The sequence below is a fragment of the Leeuwenhoekiella blandensis MED217 genome (genome assembly GCF_000152985.1).
GTDB lineage: Bacteria > Bacteroidota > Bacteroidia > Flavobacteriales > Flavobacteriaceae > Leeuwenhoekiella > Leeuwenhoekiella blandensis.
The window spans coordinates 2,000,387-2,019,737 of record NZ_CH672395.1; the positions used below are offsets into that span (position 1 = coordinate 2,000,387).

Below are 19,351 nucleotides of genomic sequence, written 5' to 3' on the forward strand. Positions count from 1 at the left end.
TTTGTTTTAACCAAAGCTTTTTAATTTGAAAAAGGGAGGTTACTCCTCTTTTTTCTCTTCTTCCTTTGTTGGAGCTGTTTGAGAAGTTTGAGTCATCAACGTGTTTTCAAACTGAACACGGGATTTTGAAAGATGTTTTCCATCTTCTAATGAACAGATATAGGTGATGAGTTTTTCACGCAGTCTACAATGTAAATCCCAAGTTGTAGAGGCATCTTTTGAACTACAAAGCGCTCGCAATTCTAATGCCTTTTCTGTAACATCTACCACTTGCACAGTCGGCGGATTTTCTTCATCCCAATCCTCCTCAGCTTCTAGGAGCTCTACAAATTTATTGCGTACGAGATCAACATCTATTTTATAATCTGCATATAAAATTATCGGCCGCACTTGATGCGCACTAGTCATTGACCAGTTTTCAAAAGTGTTACTGATAATCGTTTTGAGTGGAACAACTAATCTGCGTAAATCCCACGTGCGCACAACCATATACGTAAACCGAATATCTTCAACATAACCCCAATCATCTCCGATGATCACAGTGTCGCCAATACGGGCCGGTCTTGTGATCGCAATTTGAATACCTGCAATAATATTTCCTAAGGTACTTTGAGCGGCTACACCAAGAATTACAGTAGCTAAACCGGCAGAAGCAATAAGTGAAATCCCTAACTTCTCTAAAGATCTAAATTGTGAGAGAATCACCGAGATGCCTACGATTATAACCACAAAGGTAATCACCCTGCGTGCTACAGAAATATAGGTCATCATCATTCGGGCTTCATTGTTTTCTTCGGGATTGGCATCACCAATTTTAGTCTCGGCAACATAAACCATAAACGAGTCTATAAATCGCATAATAAACCAAGTGATCGTACCAATGACGGCGATCAGAAGTATGGCGTAAAGCGTACTTGCAAAACTACCTCCAAAAGAAATTAGTTTATTGAGCGAAACGTAAAAAAACAATACTCCAATAGCCCAACCTGCAGGAGTCGCTAGTCGCTTTGCAATTGTATTTACCCAAGCTTTTTTCGATTTTCTGAAGAGTTTTCTAAAAATGCCAATACTTACTTTTCCCAGAAAATAGCTGAGTAGAATGAGAATGAGAGTTCCTACAACTTTCCAAACAGGCATGTTTAGGAAGCGTACGCGTGCCCAATCGGGCATCATTCGGTCTAACTCTCGCGGCCCATAAACTTCATAAAGTCCGTCTATATTTTCAACAGTATTTGCAGAGATCAGCCAGAATGCGCCAAACTCTTTATACTTTACCCGTTGAAGCCGCAGAACAACGTCTTTTCCGTTGAGATCTACTTCGCCAAAAACTACACTACGCATTGGTTTTCCGGCGATCGCCTGGTTGGTTGTTGTGCTTATGTCTATTTGTCCATCCGGTCTATCAGACAGGCTTCCCCAATCAATTTTCACACGCTGATTTAAAACGAAATAGAGTTTTTCGGCTAAAGTCGCAGCTTGTTCTTTTGAGAGATTATCTGGAAGCAAGTTTAAATTCAGCGCATATGAAGCATCTTGAAAATTAGCATTTCGTGCTTTTACGATAAAATGTTCCAGTGTAGCCTGTGGCGACTGAAAATTGAAGTTATTGGGAGGAAGCCCAATAGGTCTGTTTAAGCGATTTAAAACAAAATACGCATCATTATATTCTTGAATGGCATTGGGTAAATAATCTCCTTTCTTGGGAACTGTGGCTTCGCTAGAGGGTAAGTCTTTACCAGAAACGGTGGCCGTGCTATCCTGTGCGTTACAGAGAATAACATTCAAATTTAACAATAGAATAAAGAGAAGGTAGAATTGGTTAGATTTCATAATCTGAAATTTACGGTCAAATTTTTACCTCAGGTATTAGGGTTTCGTTAAAAACTGAGTTGAATACGAGCGTAGTGTAAAATTTCACAAGCTTTTAAGAATAATAAATGTATATGTGACGTTTATTTCTGATTGAAATATTATTTTTAGTGATGCATAGCATTTACACAGCAGTAAATTGTATAACGGTTTTGAGCAACATCAACATATCTTAGTTAATTAAGCATATAAATGAAATGCTTTTACAAAGTAATATTGTTCTAAGAAGCTATTTAGTTTGCTTAAATACAGAGGGTAACGTATAAATTTTAATTCAGTAGATGAAGAATTTCTTATTTGTTTCAGCCGAAAATGATGCTTTGGCAAATTGTAAGGCCGGCGGTATGGCAGATGTTGTTAGAGATGTGCCCAGACAAATCGCTGTTACCGGCGATCACGTTCATGTGGTAGTACCGGCGTATAACCGACTTCATAAAAATGGACGCCTGATTTCAGAATTGAAATTTAATATTCGAGGAGAAGCAACCGTCGCCTCTATTTATGAGGTCGCTCCTAAAAAGAAAATTCAAGGAATCACCCATTATGTGATTGATCATCCTGAGATCGTTGAAGGCAACATCGCACATATCTATAATGATGATCCTGAAGAGCCTTTTTTTACTGATGCAGTTAAATACTTCATTTTTAATACAGCTGTTGCTCAAGCAGTAAAGCAGAATATTTTTGACCACGTAGATGTGGTGCATTTACATGATTGGCACACGGCACTTCTGGCATTTCATAAAGCCTTTCATCAAGATTTCACCATTTTAAAAGAGAGTTGGTTTGTATACAGTATTCATAATTTGAGTTTACAAGGAATCAGACCGCTCAACGATAATTTTGCTTCGATCAATAATTTCTTTCCAGAGTTGGGTTATGACTATGAGAAGATCAAAGATCCACGTTATAATGACTGTATCAATCTTATGGCGGTTGGGATCAGACTTTCTGATAAAGTGCATACAGTGAGTCCGTCTTATATGCAAGACATCATGCGGCCCAGTCATAAACCTGAATTCATTGGGGGAGAAGGGCTGGAAGAAGATTTGCGCATTGCTTTTGCTGAAGGCAGACTTCACGGGATTCTCAATGGTGTGAATTATAAGAATATGCGCGTTGCGAAAAAGGGTAATTTGTATGCTAATATTCTGATTCAGATCTTTAAATGGATTCAAGAAGAATCTAAAAAATACAAATCAGATATTCTGGCTAATACTGGCGAAAAAGTAGTACATCTGCTACTGAATCCTCCGAGTTTTGTGGCTTCGAGTGTCGCACGAATGACCGAGCAAAAGTTTTATTTCTTTAAAAGAAATCCGGAAGCCTTAAAGGAAATCCTCAAAAATCTAGAAGCTAAAAACGGCATTTTCATTCTCTTGGGAACAGGCGAGCCCGAATATGAACGTTTAATGCGTGACATCAGTTATGAGCACGCCAATTTTATTTTTATCAACGGCCAATCTGAAGATATAATCGACTCCATTTACCTAGAGTCTAATCTTTACTTTATGCCAAGTCTTTTTGAACCTTGTGGGATCAGCCAGATGCTCGCCATGCGCAATGGCGTGCTTTGCTTGGTGCATCACACAGGCGGACTTATCGATACCGTGCGAGACGGGGTTGACGGTTTTGCCTTTTATGGTTCACATATAGATGAGACGGTAAGCAATATGGTAAAAGCATTTGATCACTGTATTGATGTGTATCAAAATGACCGTAAGCGCTGGGGTGTCATGCGTAGAAAGGCTAAAGCCGTTCGCTTTTCTTGGGAAGATTCGGTTAAAAGATATTACGATAAATTGTATACCTATTAATTATCCACCAATCGCAATCATACTGCGATTATTACTGTGCAGATCAGGGTTGGTGAGTTGATCAAAATCAGTCATTCCGGCGCGTACCGCTTTCTTTTTATTGAGCGCGGCATCAATGAGATGCTCTAATTTTTCGCCTTCGCGAAAGGGTTTCAATAAATTAGTTTCTTCATTTGAAAAAAGACAGTTCTTCAACTTACCATCTGCTGTAAGCCGAATCCGGTTACAACTGTCACAAAACGGATTGGTCACCGAGCTAATAATACCGAAACTTCCCGTAAAACCTTGAATCCTAAAATTACGCGCTGTAAAGTTCTTTTCATTAGGAAGTGGTTGCAAAGCTTCAACCCCAAAATGATCGGTAACACGATTTATGATTTCAGCCTGAGACACGAGTTTATCTTTGTTCCAGGCATTTCCGTCAAAAGGCATAAACTCTATAAACCGCACATTGATGTCGCGCTCTCTAGTGAGTTTGATAAATTCTACGATTTCATCTTCATTAAAATTTTTCATCAAAACCGCATTGATCTTGACATTAAAACCTTCCTTAATGAGTTGTTCAATATTGGTAAAGGCCTTTTTATACTGATCGCGACGCGTGATAAAATTGAATTTTTCAGCATTCAAGCTATCTAGGCTCACATTGATATCCTTGAGTCCGTATTTTTTAAAATCGGCTATAAAACGATGGGTTAGTAGGGCATTGGTGGTAATTGATAATTTTACTGGGAGCTTGGCCAGACGCTTTAGGATATCACTAAAATCTTTCCGTACCAAGGGTTCACCACCTGTAAGTCTAATTTTATCCACGCCATTTTCGACAAACACTTTGGCAAAAGCTTCGATCTCCTCTGCGCTCATCAAATTGGCACGAGGACTCAACGGAATTCCGTCGTGCGGCATGCAATAAGTGCAGCGCAGGTTGCATTTTTCGCTTAGCGAAATACGCAAATAATTGTGCTTGCGGCCGTGAGTATCGGTTAATATAGCGGTGATTTTATTCATCGGCATTATGTTGGGCTCCTCTTAATATTTTGAATACGTGCAACAGATGCGGAAAAACAGCATCCATACTTTCTTTGGCTCCGTTAGTTGAACCCGGTAATGCCAAAACAAGGCAATTACCCAAGGTTCCTGCAACGCTGCGCGAGAGCATCGCATAAGGCATTCTATCTTGGCCATACTTGCGTATAGCTTCTTCAACTCCCGGAATACGGCGCTCCAGAATAGGTTCTAAAGCTTCAGGCGTGACGTCACGCATACTTAAACCAGTTCCGCCGGTATAGATCAAAAGATTTACAGTATCTGAAAGTTCAATGGCTTTATTGCGAATGGTTTGCAAATCATCAGGGATGATCTCATATCCTTGTATTTGAACATCGCTCGCCTGAAGTTTTTCCATAATAGCTTTACCCGCTTTATCTTCTTTTTTTCCTTCAGAAATAGAATCTGAACAGACGATGATATGCGCGCTGAGTCTCGACGGATTTTGATCTTTAAAGCTACTTTTTCCTCCTTTTTTGTGGAGTAACTTCACGTTGTTGATTTCAATTCCTTTGTCAATAGGCTTTAGCATATCATACATCGTAAGCGCGATTACCGAAGCACCGTGCATGGCTTCAACTTCTACACCGGTTTTATATACGGTCTTTACGGTAATCTCAATGAAGATGTCTAAACCTTCAATACGATAGTCAACTGCGGTATATTCTACAGGCAAAGGATGGCAATCGGGAATACTCGTGTGCGTATTCTTAACTGCGAATAATCCGGCGGTTTTTGCCATTTCAAAAACATTGCCTTTAGGCACCGCATTGCGCTGCAACGCTTCAATCGTTTCTATCTTGCTAACGCTTACTGTAGCTTGTGCAGTAGCAGTTCTTAGCGTGTTTATTTTGTGGGTTATATCAACCATAAGTGTTGTATTCAGGATTTTTTAAGAAGCATTTAAACTAACTATTCACCTTCCATTGGTGCGTTTCATCTTCAAAAATCTCTTTGCCATAAATTGGTGTATGTTCTTTAACTTGGTTTACCAGCCATTCTGTAGCTGCATAAACTTCTTTTCTTCGAGTTGCTGAAACAAAAACGAAAAAGCAAATCTCACCGGTTTTTATTGTGCCCAAACTGTGATAGATATGCATACAGATCAGGTCAAATTTTTCAAATGCCGCTTCTCTAATTTCGTGAAGTTTGGTATTTGCCAATTCCTCATAACAGGTATACTCAATTGCCGCAACCTTTTTACCATCAACATCATCAGCACGCACCTGACCCAGGAAAATATTGTGTGCGCCAATGCTGGTTTTGCTTTGATGTTTTGCTATTGAACCCCCAATAAATTCACTGCTGATGGGGCCTTGTATAAATACTTGTTTCATTTTATTCTATTTTAAACTGAAGCTGTTGTGATCAGCTTTTGGAGTTGAGCAGCACCTTCTGTAAGTGCTTTTGCGTTTATATGTTTATGTTCTTTTAGAAGTCGAACCGCTTGCAGCGCCCGTGCGCCGCTTTGACAAAAGAAATAATAGTCTTTTGAAGATTCAAAATCCTGTACTTTACGGTTTAGCTCTTGCAAAGGAATTTCCAAAACGGAAGCATTTGCGATTCTAGGTTGTTCTTCTTTTGTTCTTACATCAACCAAAATTCCATTTACGAGTAGATCAATGCTGAAAGAAACTTTAGGTGAATAATTGTTTTTATGCGCTGCGTTAAACGATTCTTGAGTTATTTGGATGTTCTCATTCTTTTTGAATTTAAACCTGTCTTGCGTAGCTGTGAGTGTGTTGTAAATGAGCAATTCTCCTGAAAGTACATTACCGGTTTCTAGAATGATTTTTAATACTTCAGCGGCTTGTAACATTCCAATAAGGCCAACACTTGTTCCCAGAACTCCTGCTTCTTCACAGCTTGGCACTTCAACGGCTTTTGGAAAAAGACATCTGTAAGTAGGCCCATTTTCATAATTGAATACCGAAACTTGTCCTTCAAAACGATGAATACTACCGTAAACCACAGGTTTATTAGTAAGTACCGCTGCATCATTTATGAGATAACGCACTTCAATACGATCGGTAGCATCAATGATGATGTCGTATTCTTTAAACAAATCAAGCGCATTTTCTCCACTTAAATATTCTGTGTATGCGGTACAATGAAGCTCCGGTTGTTGCGCTTTCAAAAAAGTTTTTGCGGCTTCTACTTTGTGTTCGCCAATATTCTTTGGCGTATAGAGAATTTGTCTGTGAAGATTACTTTCTTCAACCTGATCACCATCAACAATACCTAGATTCCCAATACCAGCTGCAGCTAAGTAGGGTAGAAGCGCACAACCCAGTCCACCGGCACCCACGATAAGCACCCGGGCTTCAGCTAATTTTTGCTGCCCGTTAATCCCAACTTGGGGTAAAATGGTTTGTCTTTGGTACTTATTCATCTTTATAATTTATCCACCGGCATAAGGCGGAAGTAATGCAATCACGTCCCCGTCATGAAGACTTACAGCTTCATCTTGATCAATCAGTTTTTGATTGATCGCCAACTGAAAAGGAATGTGACTTATCGCGTTATTCTTTTTCAGCTGTTCTAGCAAGGCCAATGTGGTGGAGCAATCTACAGGTCTCGTTTCTTCGTGTGTACCCATAACATCTACCAGCTGACCAAAATATTTCAGTGTAATTTCCATTTAGACTAAATTTTTCTCCACACGCGCTAAAATTTCAGGCGTATTAATATTGGTAAACGCCGCATCATCTATAAAATTAACGGCTTTATACTTGTGCTCTTTGATAAAATCAATCAATCTGAGTTTGTTTTGATTTAGATTTTCTTCAACTTCAGATAGCAAACCTTTAGGATAAATGCCTATCAAAGGATGCCATCTTTTTTCAGTTTTTGCGAAAACAATATCTGCTGAATTTTTAAACCTAATGAGTTCTCTAATAACATAAGATTTTAAAAGGGGTATATCACAACTGAAAACAAGAATTTGTGATTCTTCCGTATGCTGAAGTGCAGCGTGAATTCCTCCCAACGGACCTTTTTCAGGATAAACATCCTGTATTACCGGAAGTCCGAAACGACTATATTCTTCATTCTCGGTGATTAGAACTATTGAATCTGTAATAGGTTTTAAAGTGCTGATTATATGTGTTATAAACTCACCCTTCTGAAGCGTTACTAGACCTTTGTCTTGTCCCATTCTTAAACTTCTACCTCCACATAAAATATAAGCGGGAATGTTATTTTTTAAAGTTTCAGTCATCAGTCAGGCTTCTTTTAAATCTTCATATTTTTCATCTAAAAAAGTCTCGCAAGCCGTATTGAGTTTTTCAAATTCAGCAATCATAGATTTACCATAAGCTGTCAAAACAGTCCCGCCGCCAGACTTGCCACCGGTATTGGTAATGACTAGGGGAGTGTCTGAAAGCGTATTCATCGAATTGATAAGACTCCAGGCTTTTTTATACGACATGTTCATCGCTTTGGCCGCAGCACTTATCGATTGCGTTTTTTCAATATTTTTTAAGAGCTCAACACGCCCATACCCAAGAAATACCTGACCATCTTCTTCAATCCAAACTCTACTTTTTACCGCTCTCATCTTAAAAGTTTAAATCAATATAAGTCACCCAATCACCTTCATTGAGAAGTTCTTTTTCTTCAGGAACCAAAAGCAAAGCGTTGCTCAGCGCATAGGTATTAAGCATGGAACTTGCTTGATCGGTATACGGTGTAATCTCATCTCGGTTAACGCCGGCCTTTAGAAACAGGGTTTTATTATGAATGTTTTTAATGGTTGTTGTAAGCCTTGCTTTATGCTGTGGAAGAAAAGGATCTAAACTTCCCATACGTGCTCTTAAATGAGGCAAAACATAAACGTAAAAAGCAGTCAAGCTGGAAGCCGGGTTTCCTGGAAGTCCAAAAACCGACTTATCTTCTTTCGTCCCAAACCAGAGCGGCTTTCCGGGCTTTTGATTTACTTTATAAAAATGTTCTTCAACCTCATTCGTGATCAAAGCCTCTTGCACAAAATCATAATCCCCAACCGAAATTCCACCGGAAACCAACAACGCATCGGCATTTTCAAGTGCATTTTTCACCATTTTGATGGTAGCCTCTAAAGTATCTTCAACTTTTAAAAGTGCGATGCTATCAATGCCTATACGTTTTAAAGCACTTTTGAGCATGATACCGTTACTCTCGTAAATATGATTGGGTTTGAGTTCGCTTCCCGGCGCCTGCAATTCATCACCGGTCATCAGCACGGCAACCTTTGGTTTTCTGTAAACTTCAATTTCGGTAAGTCCAAGGCCCGCCATAAAACCAATTGAAGCTTCATTGACCTGATGGCCTTGTTTTAAGACCACGTTTCCTTTTTCAATTTGCTCACCAATAGGTCTAATATTTGCGCCTTTTGCAGGGAGTTTTTCTATGAGAAGTTGATCGCCTTCAGATTTTGTATGCTCTTGAATGATAACCGTATCTGCTTCAGCAGGAACCGCAGCCCCTGTAAATATGCGGATGCCTTCTCCTTTTTTCAACTTAGGAACTTCCACAGCCCCGGCTTGTACTTTTCCAACAACTTTTAAGGACGTGCAATTTGCGTCATATATAAAGGCGTATCCATCCATCGCCGATTGACGAAATGGGGGCAACGAGATGGGAGCAATGATGTCTTGTGCCAAGAACTGATTACTGCTAGCACTCAATTCTACCTTTTGTTTTGGTAAAAGCGCAGCATTATCAATAACCGACTTTTGAGCTTGAGCAACTGAAATCATTCTTTTAAGCGTTATGTTTTAGCGAATATAACGAAAGACTGAGGAGGGAGATAAAATAGTTTCGTGATTAACACGCTTTTAATATCCCTGCTTCAACCTTCTGTATTTATTTAGTTTTTCCTTAATAGATCACTGCACAATTATTAATTAAATTGAAGCTTTTTAGGAGCGTTCAAGCTGCTTAAACCGTTATATTTTAAAAGAATCGTACTATTATGTCAAAGCCTTTAAGACGAGGAGTTTCAATCACCGGAATCGAAGAATTTACCAATATTAAACTCGGAGATCCTGTACGCGATGCCGCAGGAATGCTAGGCGTGAAAGAAGCTCTAAAGCATGGTTTTAAAGAAATGGGAGTTTTACGCTCTATGGGCGCTTTGCTTAAGATGAATCAAAAAGATGGTTTTGATTGCCCAAGCTGTGCCTGGCCAGACCCAGAAAATAGATCTCCTGTTGCTGAATATTGTGAGAATGGAGCAAAAGCGCTGGCGGATGAAGCAACCACTGCTAAGGCTGATAAAAACCTATTCAAAAAATGGAGCGTAGCAGAGCTTTCTCAGTTGTCTGATTACGAACTCAATAAATTTGGTCGTCTTACCGAACCCTTGGTTTTAAAACCGGGGAGTAATCATTACGAACCCATTTCTTGGCAAGGAGCTTATGACTTGATCGCCCAGCACCTCAAGGAGTTAAATGCTCCTGACGAAGCCATTTTCTATACTTCGGGACGCTCGAGCAATGAAGCCGCATTTTTGTACGGAACCTTTGCACGTGCGTTAGGTACCAACAATTTACCCGATTGTTCTAATATGTGTCACGAGTCTAGCGGGGTGGCGCTTGGTGAAACCTTGGGAATAGGCAAGGGGTCTACCGTTTTAGAAGATTTATATGAAGCCGAAGTGATCTTGATCGCCGGTCAAAATCCCGGAACCAATCACCCGCGTATGATGTCTGCCCTAGAAAAATGTAAAAATAACGGCGGAAAAGTGATCAGCATAAATCCGTTAGAAGAGTCTGGTTTAGTCAATTTTAAAAATCCGCAGCATTTAAGCGGAACCATTGGAAGCGGAGTGCAAATGGCAGATTTACATTTGCCGGTAAAAATCAATCAGGATATTCCGTTGATGAAATTGATCTTAAAGAAATTGGCAACTTTAGACAGTATAGATCATCAAGTTTTTGATCACGCTTTTATTGAAAAATACACTTCGGGCTATCAAAGCTTTATGAATGATTTGGCGCAATACGATGAGGAAGATCTTCTGGAGCGTTGCGGCGTGAGCGAAGCTTCGATCAATAAGGCGGTGGCGATGCTTCGGAAATCTAAGAAGATCATTGTGTGCTGGGCAATGGGACTTACACAACATAAAAATGGTGTAGAAAACATACGAGAATTCGTCAATTTACTTTTACTAAAAGGAGCTTTAGGAAAGCCCGGAGCAGGAACCTGTCCCGTACGAGGGCATAGCAACGTGCAAGGCGATAGAAGCGTCGGGATACAGCATTTTGTAGATGAAGCGATGAATGAGCGCATTAGAAAGCATATGGCTTTTGAGCCACCTGCTCATAAAGGTTGGGATGTGGTAGAATCTATACAAGCGATGCACGAAGGAAAAGCCAAAGCTTTTTTCTGTTTAGGCGGAAATTTTTTAATGGCTGCTTCAGACACGCAGTACACCGCCGAAGCTATTGAGCAATGTGAGTTGACCGTTCAGATAAGTACGAAGCTTAACAGAACGCATTTAGTAACCGGAAAAACCGCATTGATTCTGCCTACATTAGGAAGGTCTGAAAAGGATATGAATGGCGATACCAAACGTTACTTTACTGTGGAAAACAGTATGGGAAAGGTGAGTCAGTCTAAAGGAATTCTCAAACCTGCCACTGGAAATTTACGCAGCGAACCACAAATCATTGCAGAAATGGCAAATACCTTTTTTGACAATCATCCGCTCGATTGGAAACGTTTGGGTGAAGATTATGATTTGATTCGCGAGTATATTGATAAAGTGGCGAAAGGTTTTGAAGATACTTCCAAACGCTCTGAAGGCCACGGTTTTTATCTGCCTAATAATGTACGTAATCTTGATTTTAGTATGCTTCCGGAGGGAAAAGCTCAACTTACCGTCAATAAGTTACCCGAGCATACGTTAGCTTCAGATGAATTTATGCTGATGACGATGCGCTCTCACGATCAATTCAATACCACAATTTATGGATTAGATGACCGCTACCGAGGTGTGTATAATGAGCGTCGCGTGGTATTTATCAATAAAGAGGATATGAAGGATTTAGGCCTTCAAAAGCTTGATATTGTTAATCTTAACAGCACGTATGACGGTATTGTTCGCACCGCCAGAAAGTTTTTAATCGTTCCGTATAACATCCCAAAAGGAAATATTGCAGCCTATTTCCCGGAAACGAATGTTTTGGTTCCCTACAATCATTTTGCAGAGCGCAGTCAGACACCAATAAGTAAATCTGTAAAAGTGCGGATTGAAAAGATAGCTGCAGCCGAGCAACGCCTCATCGATTCTTCAGAACTGAATTAATTTTTATTTATTCTAAAATAGCGAAGACACCATGATAGAGTGTCATTCTCGAAGCATCTCACCAAATAAAATACTTTCAAAGAAACCTTGTGGTCTTGGCCAGGAAAATTTGTCAAAGCAAGTTCTGAAGAATTCTGTATAGAATACTTCAGAAAAGCTTTTTAAGGATACCGGCTAGTAAACGATTGCTCATTGGGAAAGAGATGCAATAAATTGAATGTATTGTTGGTAATAATAAGAGTTGTTTCCAGCGCTAGTATGTTTAATAATCATCTTTCCGTGCCTATTTAACAATTTAACCTTCCGTCAGGAAAAACGTTTTATTTAAGAATTCTTCTAAGGTGTATTCATAAATAACTAATAATTAATATAGTGTAAGCGTAATTTTTAGAAAAATTAACGTTTTAATTTGTAGGTCAATATATTTTGATTATACTTGTAGTCAAATATACCATTAGTTGTATTTTGAGAAACTCGTTGTACTGCTTCCTAGACCTAGGTTTAGTGATGATTTTAGTATTATTTAAATCAATATCTATTTTTTCAAAATACAATCGATTGTAGAAACTAATTTAAAACTTATGCAATGAAAATTACATCTTCACCAAAGTTGTTTAAAGGCCGATTCAGGTCGGTCTGTATTGTTTTTGCACTGTTCCTTTTTCAAGTGGGCTTTGCTCAGGACATGCGTAGTGTAACCGGTTCGGTAACTTCAAAAGACGACGGAATGCCTTTGCCGGGCGTTAATATTTTTGTCGAAGACACCAATTATGCAGCGGTAACCGATTTTGACGGAAATTTTACTATTGAACTGCCTGCTTCAACAATGGTTCTTACGGTTTCTTCTGTTGGTTTTATTACGAAATCGATTGAGGTATCACCAACGCAGCAAAATTTGTCAATTGTTCTGGAAACTGATGTCGCAGCACTCGAAGAAGTTGTCGTTATTGGTTACGGAACTTCCTCCCGTCGTAATGTAACTGGTGCTATAGCATCAATTTCAGGAGAAGAGGTCGCAAAAGTACCGGTGGCCGATGCAACACAGGCCTTGCAAGGTAAGCTTGCCGGTGTTAACATCAGCACTCAGGATGGTCGTCCGGGGGCAGACGTTCGCGTTCGTGTACGCGGTGGCGGATCGATATCTCAAAGTAATCAACCTCTATTTATTGTAGACGGTTTTCCGGTAAGTTCAATTAGTAATATCCCGGGGAATCAGATTAAAAGTATTGATGTTTTAAAAGATGCTTCTTCAACCGCTATTTACGGTTCTCGAGGTGCAAACGGTGTAATTATCGTAACTACAAAGAGTGGTAGTGCCGGCAAAACGCGCATTACCTATGATGGTTTTGCGCAATACAGCTATATTCCCGAGTACATCCCCGTGATGAATGGCTATGACTATATCGCTTATAACTGGGCGTATGCCGATGCAATTGGTGATCAATATGCTGATGCCTGGGAACAACTTTGGGCAATAGGAAGATATCAAGAGGGTAATCCTGAGGGAATTGATTACTATAGAAATGTAGATAGCAAAGATTTTACTAAAGAATTGTTCAATTCTGCGTATACGCATAACCACAACTTGAACATCTCCAGTGGTACCGAAAAAACTAAATATCTTTTAGCCTTAAACCATATCGATCAAGATGGTAATAAAACTCGTTCTTTTTATAAACGAAGTAATGTGCAGTTCAAACTTGATCAGGAAATAAGCAGTCGTCTCGATTTTACCATTAACACGCGATTTGTTGATGTAAGAGAAGGAAACAATCAAGGTAATTCTAATGCATATTGGTTTAGACCCATTGCAAGCGACGATATTCTCGGAGAGTCTGATGTCACCGTGAATACTCAACTTGGAGATTATAACCAGGTTCTACAGGATTTTTACAATCCGGTGGCACTGCTGAACGATACCGATAGTGATCAGCGTTCCAGATCGCTTGTGGCAAATACCGCGATCAATTGGGAAATTATAGACGGTTTAACTGCAAAAACCAATTTCAGCATTAGTGCCAACTGGTCACGTGCTAAATATTGGGAGGGGGCGATCGTGAATAACTATCTTGATAATGCCGGGAATGTTACATATAGCGGAGATGCCCGTATTCGCGCTGCAGAAGGATGGAATTTAAGATGGATCAATACGTTGAACTACGAAGTTCAGGGCTTAGGTGAGGATCATCAGTTGAGTGTACTTGCCGGTATGGAAATTTCAGATTCAGGTTCAGAATTTACAGATATTCGTGGTAATGAATTTCCAGCGTCTTATGATGCTACCAGAGCCTGGGCAAATATGAATGATTTTTTACGCCGAGAGGATCAAGAAAACTTTCAGCTGGGATCACAGATCGGAATTCCTAATCGACTACAATCATATTTTGGAAGGTTTAATTATTCTTATCTGGACCGGTATTTATTTACAGGAACGTTCCGTGCAGATGGTTCATCGCGTTTTGCACCTAGCAATCGCTGGGGGTATTTTCCGGCGGGAGCTTTTGCTTGGAGACTTTCAGAAGAAGAGTTTTTAAGCAATACTTCGTGGATTGATGATTTAAAACTTCGATTGGCCTATGGTGCCGTGGGTAGTGATGCGATCAGTTCTGAACTATGGAAACAAAGCTGGGCATCAGCTACAGGAACCTATTCGATTAATGAAACGATTCAGCCGCTTTACAGACCGGCATCTTCGCTTATTGCAAACCCAGATTTGAAGTGGGAGACCACCATTACACGTAATATAGGTTTAGACTTTACGCTTTTTGACCGAAAAGTTTCCGGTAGTTTAGAACTTTATAAAAACACGGTTAAAGATTTATTACTCGTGCGAGATGTTTCCCCGTTAACCGGTTTTTCATTTACTCAGGAAAATATAGGTCAAACCAGTAATAAGGGTATCGAGCTGACTTTGAGTACAGATATTGTCACTTCAGAAAATTTCAACCTTCAAGGTGGTTTTAATATCAGTATTAACAGAGGAAATATCGATGAATTGGCTGAAGGTATTGATGGACAATACGGGTCTAACTGGGGGAGTGTAGCGCAAAACCCACGTGAAGATTATGTTTTCCAAGTTGGTCAACCGGTCGGACTTATTCGCGGTTATATTTATGATGGGTGGTATACTACAGATGATTTTAACTACGATCCTGATACACAAACCTACACGTTAAAAGACGGCGTTGCAGATTATGCGAGTGGTGTTTTAGGTAACGTTTATGGTACGGCAAGTAACAAGCCGGGAGCACAAACGGCTTATCCTGGTGTACAAAAAGTTAAGGATACAAATGGTGACGGTGTTATCGATGATTTAGATATCGGTATTATTGGAGACACCAATCCTGTACACACCGGTGGTTTCAATTTTAGTGGAAATTACAAAGCCATTGATTTTGCTTTAAACTTTAACTGGAGTTACGGTAATGATCTTTATAATGTAACGCATCAGGCAGCATATTTAGGAAATAAAGAAGCTGGGTTGTTTCGCAATCGATTTCAAGAGTTGGCCGGGCATTATAAAATCTATGATATTGTCGATGGCCAGTTGAATCAGGTTGTTGAGCCTGCCGCACTAGATGCTTTGAATGAGAATGCGACAACTTTCTTGCCTTATCCTGAAAATGCAGTGGTTTCAACTTTTGCGATAGAGGATGGTTCATTCTTAAGATTAAACACCTTAACGATAGGATATACCTTACCTAATCCAGAGAAATTGGGAATTACCAGATTGCGTTTTTACGGTTCGGTATTTAACGTATTTACCTTGACAGGTTATAGCGGTTATGATCCGGAAGTGAATGTAGATGAGACCGGTAGAAGTTCGTATTACCCAACACCGGGATTTGATTATCAGGCATATCCACGACCAAGAACAGTAACTCTTGGACTCAATCTTGAATTTTAAAAATTTTTAATCCAGTATAGATTATGAAAAAGCTATTAATACTATTAGGCGTAATTAGTTTTCTAATTACCTCTTGTGAAGATGATTATTTAGACGTTACGGCTCCTTCAAATGTAGATGAGGATTTTGTTTTTGCGTCTCCCGCAGATGCGCAAAAAGTAATGAACGGTATCTATGACCTGTGGTACGATTTAGATCGTAGGATGTATTATGATACTGAAGTTGTAGGTTCTGATTCAGAAAGACATCCTGAAAACTACAGTGCACAACAGCGGCATATTCCAGAAGGACTCTTTGCTTCAGAATTTGATATTGACTACGGAAGTTCAAAAGATACTTGGACTGAATGTTACCAGATCATCAATCGTTGCAATATTATGATCGAAAGTATTGAAGCTAAAGAAGAATATCAAAATGATGTTGCCGCAGGAGAGCCTAGCCCATGGACACAAGTTTACGGTGAAGCTGTTGCAGCACGCGCAACCTGTTATAAACTTTTGGTTCGGTATTTTGGGGATGTTCCTTATTTCAATTATGCGATACGTACCACAGCTCAAACCGATTCTTTAGGATTAAGTTCTAGAGATTTGATTTATGATAGTGAAATCGAAGCTTTACAAGCTGCAGCACTTTTGATGTATCGTTTAGGCGAAAATAACATCAACGCAGAGCGCTTTTCAGGAACCTATGCAGATGCGGTAATTGGTCGTATGGCTTTTGATGCTGCCGGATATCAGTTGCGTCGTACAGATTTTGATTACGGTAGTGTAACCTTTGATCAAATCGGAGTAGAGAATGGAACCTGGCAAGCCAAATACGTACGTCGCTCAGACTGGCAACGTTATATGGAACTCGCAAAAACGCATTACCTCAATGTAGTTAACAATCCGGGGTCTGCGCGATTGATCGAGAATGACGACCGTGGAGAAGGTTACAACAACCCATTTCAACGTAACTTTCAATACTTGATGGATTTAGAAGTTAGTCCGGAATCTATCTATGAATCTGGCTATACAAGAGGATTTAATTCAGATTTTCCATATTCATTTGGTAGACCTTCTGGTGGTGGTGGCTCTAATGCGTATCCAACAAAAAATTATGGTCAGGCCCGTATTTATGCAAGTTTCTATTATGGAGATTTCGTTCCTGAAGATAAACGAAGAGATGTTACAGCTTGTGTTACCGCCAATTCAGGTGCAGCTTCAGAGCGCCTAATTGATTTTTCACCGGGAAGTCGAGAAAAAGGTGGACTCGCATTAAACAAATTAGATGAAGCACGTTTTGCAGATCCGTATATCGCCGCACAGCGTAGATCAGGTTGTAACTGGCAACAGTTGCGTATGGCAGATGTAATGTTAGATTTAGCTTACGCTTCCGCAGCAACAGGAGATGAGGCTACAGCAAAAACCTATCTCACACAGGTGCGTAGCAGAGCTTTTGATGCAGAAGATCAAACTGAATTTGTCACCAATTATGTAAATGCGCTATCTGGAAATGCACTTCTTGATGCAATCGCTTTTGAGCGTAAATTAGAATTGGCCGGAGAGGGTAAAACCCGTTGGGATATGACACTTTATGGTGATATGCCAGAGCGAATAGTCGCCTTAAGAGATCGTCAAATTGCGATGGTTAATGGCTTAAAAACTGATGGATTCTACACGTTTCCAGAAACCGGAGTAACTATTTCAAGCTACATCTGGACCAAGTTTGTAGACATCAAGGATATAGATCCTACATTAAATTTGCTTACAACAGAAACTCCAGACGGCTTGGTTCCTTCAGATCCTACGTATCCGGTACTAGTTCCCGGGTGGAGAGGAACCAGCGATTTATGGACCGATTACATCAGCACGCTTCCTAGCGATGAAGTGAATTTAGCGATTAGAGGTTTATACGAGTATATCGATCCTGATGGCACTTTGGCTGCCCAATTGGAGGCTGAAGGTTATCAACGTTCTCCTTGGGGAATCAATATGATCGAAAATGAGAGTCACTATACCTCAGACATTTTTAAAGGCTACCCAGATTCTTATTATGCTTCTGGTGAACCACCTAGATATATCATGCCAATTCCTTCGGAAACCTTATCGCAATCCAATGGATTGATCACACAAGGTTATGGTCACGCATCTCAATAATTATTAAGAAAAAAATGAAGAAAAAGAAACTAATTTATTTATTAAATAGCCTTGCTTTTGTTTTCCTTACACTGCTTAGTGCGTGTAAGGAAAAGCAAAAGGAGATTGAAACTTCTACTGAAGAAACACAACTGGTAAGTGAAGACCTTAAATGGTCAGAACGTATGTTGTTATCAGAAATGCATCGATTTCCAGAAGCCTGGATGCTTGACTTTCACGATAAACCTAAATGGAGTTATCCTAACGGTTTGGTCTTAAATGCGGCGCGTCGGGTTTATGAAGAAACCGGAAACGAAAAATACTACGATTATATTTACGGCTACCCTGATACGATGGTAAATGATGACGGAAGCATTAGAACCTACGGACTAGAAAAACAAAATCTTGATATGCTGAAGTCGGGTGATGTTTTGCTCTACGTTTATGACAAGACTCAAGAAGAACGCTTTAAAAAAGCAATTGACGTACTTCGAAAACAAATAGACTCCCAACCCCGCACGAGTGATGGTGGTTTTTGGCATAAAAAACGCTATCCGCATCAAATGTGGCTAGACGGTCTTTTTATGGCAGAACCCTTCTACGCGGCTTACACGCAAACCTATGTTGACGGAGAGGAAGCTCAAAAAGCCTATGATGATATTGTGCATCAATTTGATTTGATTCAAGAACATAATTATGATGCAGAGACCGGACTTTTATATCATGGCTGGGATGAAAGTAAAGAACAGATTTGGGCAGATGAAGAAACCGGAACTTCTCCAAACTTTTGGTCTAGAGCGATGGGTTGGTACGGAATGGCTCTTGTCGATGTGTTAGATTATCTACCTGAGGATTACGAAGGACGAACACGCTTGATCACGTATCTCAATCAATTTGCCGAAGCAATTGCGAAAGTTCAGGATGAAGAAACTGGTTTGTGGTATCAAGTATTAGATCAGGGAGATCGAGAAGGGAATTATTTGGAAGCCACCGGCTCCTCTATGTTTACCTATACGCTTGCTAAGGGTGTAAACAAAGGCTATTTACCTAAAGACTATATGAATGTAGCAAAGAAAGGTTTTAATGGGATTACCCAAGAGCTTATTTCAGTTGAAGATAATGGGGTTGTGAATCTTAATCAATGCTGTGCCGTAGCAGGTTTAAGCGCAGATCGTGATGGCTCATTTGATTATTACATCAATGAACAAAAACGTTCTAATGATCCTAAAGGAACCGGCGCATTCATTTTAGCAAGTTTAGAATTAGATAAATAATTCTCGGGACATGCTCTGAGCCATTCGCC

General features: G+C 39.8%; 14 protein-coding genes. 5 read left to right on the plus strand and 9 right to left on the minus strand.

Annotated elements, in window-relative coordinates; translation table 11 throughout:
• Positions 1 to 39 precede the first annotated feature (39 nt).
• On the minus strand, positions 40 to 1,830 hold the full coding sequence (locus MED217_RS08615; RefSeq protein ID WP_009780120.1) for a mechanosensitive ion channel family protein: 1,791 nt from the start codon (positions 1,828 to 1,830) through the stop codon (positions 40 to 42).
• 320 nt (positions 1,831 to 2,150) lie between these two features.
• Between MED217_RS08615 and MED217_RS08620 the strand changes: the two genes are divergently transcribed.
• Positions 2,151 to 3,686 (plus strand): glycogen synthase, encoded by a 1,536-nt coding sequence (locus MED217_RS08620; RefSeq protein ID WP_009780121.1) that lies wholly within the window; start codon positions 2,151 to 2,153, stop codon positions 3,684 to 3,686.
• Here the strand turns inward: MED217_RS08620 and moaA are convergent, their stop codons facing one another.
• Genes moaA through MED217_RS08660 form a run of 8 tightly spaced genes read right to left on the minus strand, consistent with a single transcriptional unit; the run spans position 3,687 to position 9,472 of the window.
• A complete protein-coding gene (moaA, locus tag MED217_RS08625; RefSeq protein ID WP_009780122.1) occupies positions 3,687 to 4,694 on the minus strand; it encodes a GTP 3',8-cyclase MoaA in 1,008 nt (335 codons plus the stop codon).
• A complete protein-coding gene (gene moaCB, locus MED217_RS08630) occupies positions 4,687 to 5,604 on the minus strand; it encodes a bifunctional molybdenum cofactor biosynthesis protein MoaC/MoaB (RefSeq protein ID WP_009780123.1) in 918 nt (305 codons plus the stop codon). The genes moaA and moaCB overlap by 8 nt, the downstream gene beginning before the upstream one ends.
• Before the next feature lie 37 nt (positions 5,605 to 5,641).
• A complete protein-coding gene (locus MED217_RS08635; protein ID WP_009780124.1) occupies positions 5,642 to 6,070 on the minus strand; it encodes a molybdenum cofactor biosynthesis protein MoaE in 429 nt (142 codons plus the stop codon).
• Between the two features lie 11 nt (positions 6,071 to 6,081).
• Positions 6,082 to 7,125, minus strand: a complete 1,044-nt coding sequence (locus MED217_RS08640) for a HesA/MoeB/ThiF family protein (RefSeq protein WP_009780125.1) — start codon at positions 7,123 to 7,125, stop codon at positions 6,082 to 6,084.
• A gap of 9 nt (positions 7,126 to 7,134) precedes the next feature.
• On the minus strand, positions 7,135 to 7,374 hold the full coding sequence (locus MED217_RS08645) for a MoaD/ThiS family protein (RefSeq protein WP_009780126.1): 240 nt from the start codon (positions 7,372 to 7,374) through the stop codon (positions 7,135 to 7,137).
• Positions 7,375 to 7,953 carry a molybdenum cofactor guanylyltransferase gene (locus tag MED217_RS08650; protein ID WP_009780127.1) on the minus strand — a complete coding sequence of 193 codons (579 nt, stop codon included), beginning with the start codon at positions 7,951 to 7,953 and terminating at the stop codon, positions 7,375 to 7,377.
• A 3-nt stretch (positions 7,954 to 7,956) separates the two neighbouring features.
• Positions 7,957 to 8,292, minus strand: coding sequence for a winged helix-turn-helix domain-containing protein (locus tag MED217_RS08655; protein WP_009780128.1), 336 nt, complete (start codon positions 8,290 to 8,292; stop codon positions 7,957 to 7,959).
• 1 nt (position 8,293) lies between these two features.
• A complete protein-coding gene (locus tag MED217_RS08660; RefSeq protein WP_009780129.1) occupies positions 8,294 to 9,472 on the minus strand; it encodes a molybdopterin molybdotransferase MoeA in 1,179 nt (392 codons plus the stop codon).
• Positions 9,473 to 9,687: 215 nt separating this feature from the next.
• On the opposite strand from MED217_RS08660, the gene MED217_RS08665 reads away from it, so the two are divergent.
• The 4 genes from MED217_RS08665 (at position 9,688) to MED217_RS08680 (ending at position 19,322) form a co-directional block, all read left to right on the plus strand.
• Positions 9,688 to 12,024 (plus strand): FdhF/YdeP family oxidoreductase, encoded by a 2,337-nt coding sequence (locus MED217_RS08665; protein WP_009780130.1) that lies wholly within the window; start codon positions 9,688 to 9,690, stop codon positions 12,022 to 12,024.
• Between the two features lie 586 nt (positions 12,025 to 12,610).
• On the plus strand, positions 12,611 to 15,931 hold the full coding sequence (locus MED217_RS08670) for a SusC/RagA family TonB-linked outer membrane protein (RefSeq protein ID WP_009780131.1): 3,321 nt from the start codon (positions 12,611 to 12,613) through the stop codon (positions 15,929 to 15,931).
• 23 nt (positions 15,932 to 15,954) lie between these two features.
• Positions 15,955 to 18,069, plus strand: coding sequence for a RagB/SusD family nutrient uptake outer membrane protein (locus tag MED217_RS08675; protein WP_009780132.1), 2,115 nt, complete (start codon positions 15,955 to 15,957; stop codon positions 18,067 to 18,069).
• A 14-nt stretch (positions 18,070 to 18,083) separates the two neighbouring features.
• Positions 18,084 to 19,322, plus strand: a complete 1,239-nt coding sequence (locus MED217_RS08680; RefSeq protein WP_009780133.1) for a glycoside hydrolase family 88/105 protein — start codon at positions 18,084 to 18,086, stop codon at positions 19,320 to 19,322.
• Positions 19,323 to 19,351: the final 29 nt, after the last annotated feature.

Excerpts from the sequence above, each read along its gene's own strand:
- MED217_RS08615 (WP_009780120.1), bottom strand. The coding sequence starts at position 1,830 with ATGAAATCTAACCAATTCTACCTTCTCTTTATTCTATTGTTAAATTTG.
- MED217_RS08620 (WP_009780121.1), top strand. The coding sequence starts at position 2,151 with ATGAAGAATTTCTTATTTGTTTCAGCCGAAAATGATGCTTTGGCAAAT.
- moaA (WP_009780122.1), bottom strand. The coding sequence starts at position 4,694 with ATGAATAAAATCACCGCTATATTAACCGATACTCACGGCCGCAAGCAC.
- moaCB (WP_009780123.1), bottom strand. The coding sequence starts at position 5,604 with ATGGTTGATATAACCCACAAAATAAACACGCTAAGAACTGCTACTGCA.
- MED217_RS08635 (WP_009780124.1), bottom strand. The coding sequence starts at position 6,070 with ATGAAACAAGTATTTATACAAGGCCCCATCAGCAGTGAATTTATTGGG.
- MED217_RS08640 (WP_009780125.1), bottom strand. The coding sequence starts at position 7,125 with ATGAATAAGTACCAAAGACAAACCATTTTACCCCAAGTTGGGATTAAC.
- MED217_RS08645 (WP_009780126.1), bottom strand. The coding sequence starts at position 7,374 with ATGGAAATTACACTGAAATATTTTGGTCAGCTGGTAGATGTTATGGGT.
- MED217_RS08650 (WP_009780127.1), bottom strand. The coding sequence starts at position 7,953 with ATGACTGAAACTTTAAAAAATAACATTCCCGCTTATATTTTATGTGGA.
- MED217_RS08655 (WP_009780128.1), bottom strand. The coding sequence starts at position 8,292 with ATGAGAGCGGTAAAAAGTAGAGTTTGGATTGAAGAAGATGGTCAGGTA.
- MED217_RS08660 (WP_009780129.1), bottom strand. The coding sequence starts at position 9,472 with ATGATTTCAGTTGCTCAAGCTCAAAAGTCGGTTATTGATAATGCTGCG.
- MED217_RS08665 (WP_009780130.1), top strand. The coding sequence starts at position 9,688 with ATGTCAAAGCCTTTAAGACGAGGAGTTTCAATCACCGGAATCGAAGAA.
- MED217_RS08670 (WP_009780131.1), top strand. The coding sequence starts at position 12,611 with ATGAAAATTACATCTTCACCAAAGTTGTTTAAAGGCCGATTCAGGTCG.
- MED217_RS08675 (WP_009780132.1), top strand. The coding sequence starts at position 15,955 with ATGAAAAAGCTATTAATACTATTAGGCGTAATTAGTTTTCTAATTACC.
- MED217_RS08680 (WP_009780133.1), top strand. The coding sequence starts at position 18,084 with ATGAAGAAAAAGAAACTAATTTATTTATTAAATAGCCTTGCTTTTGTT.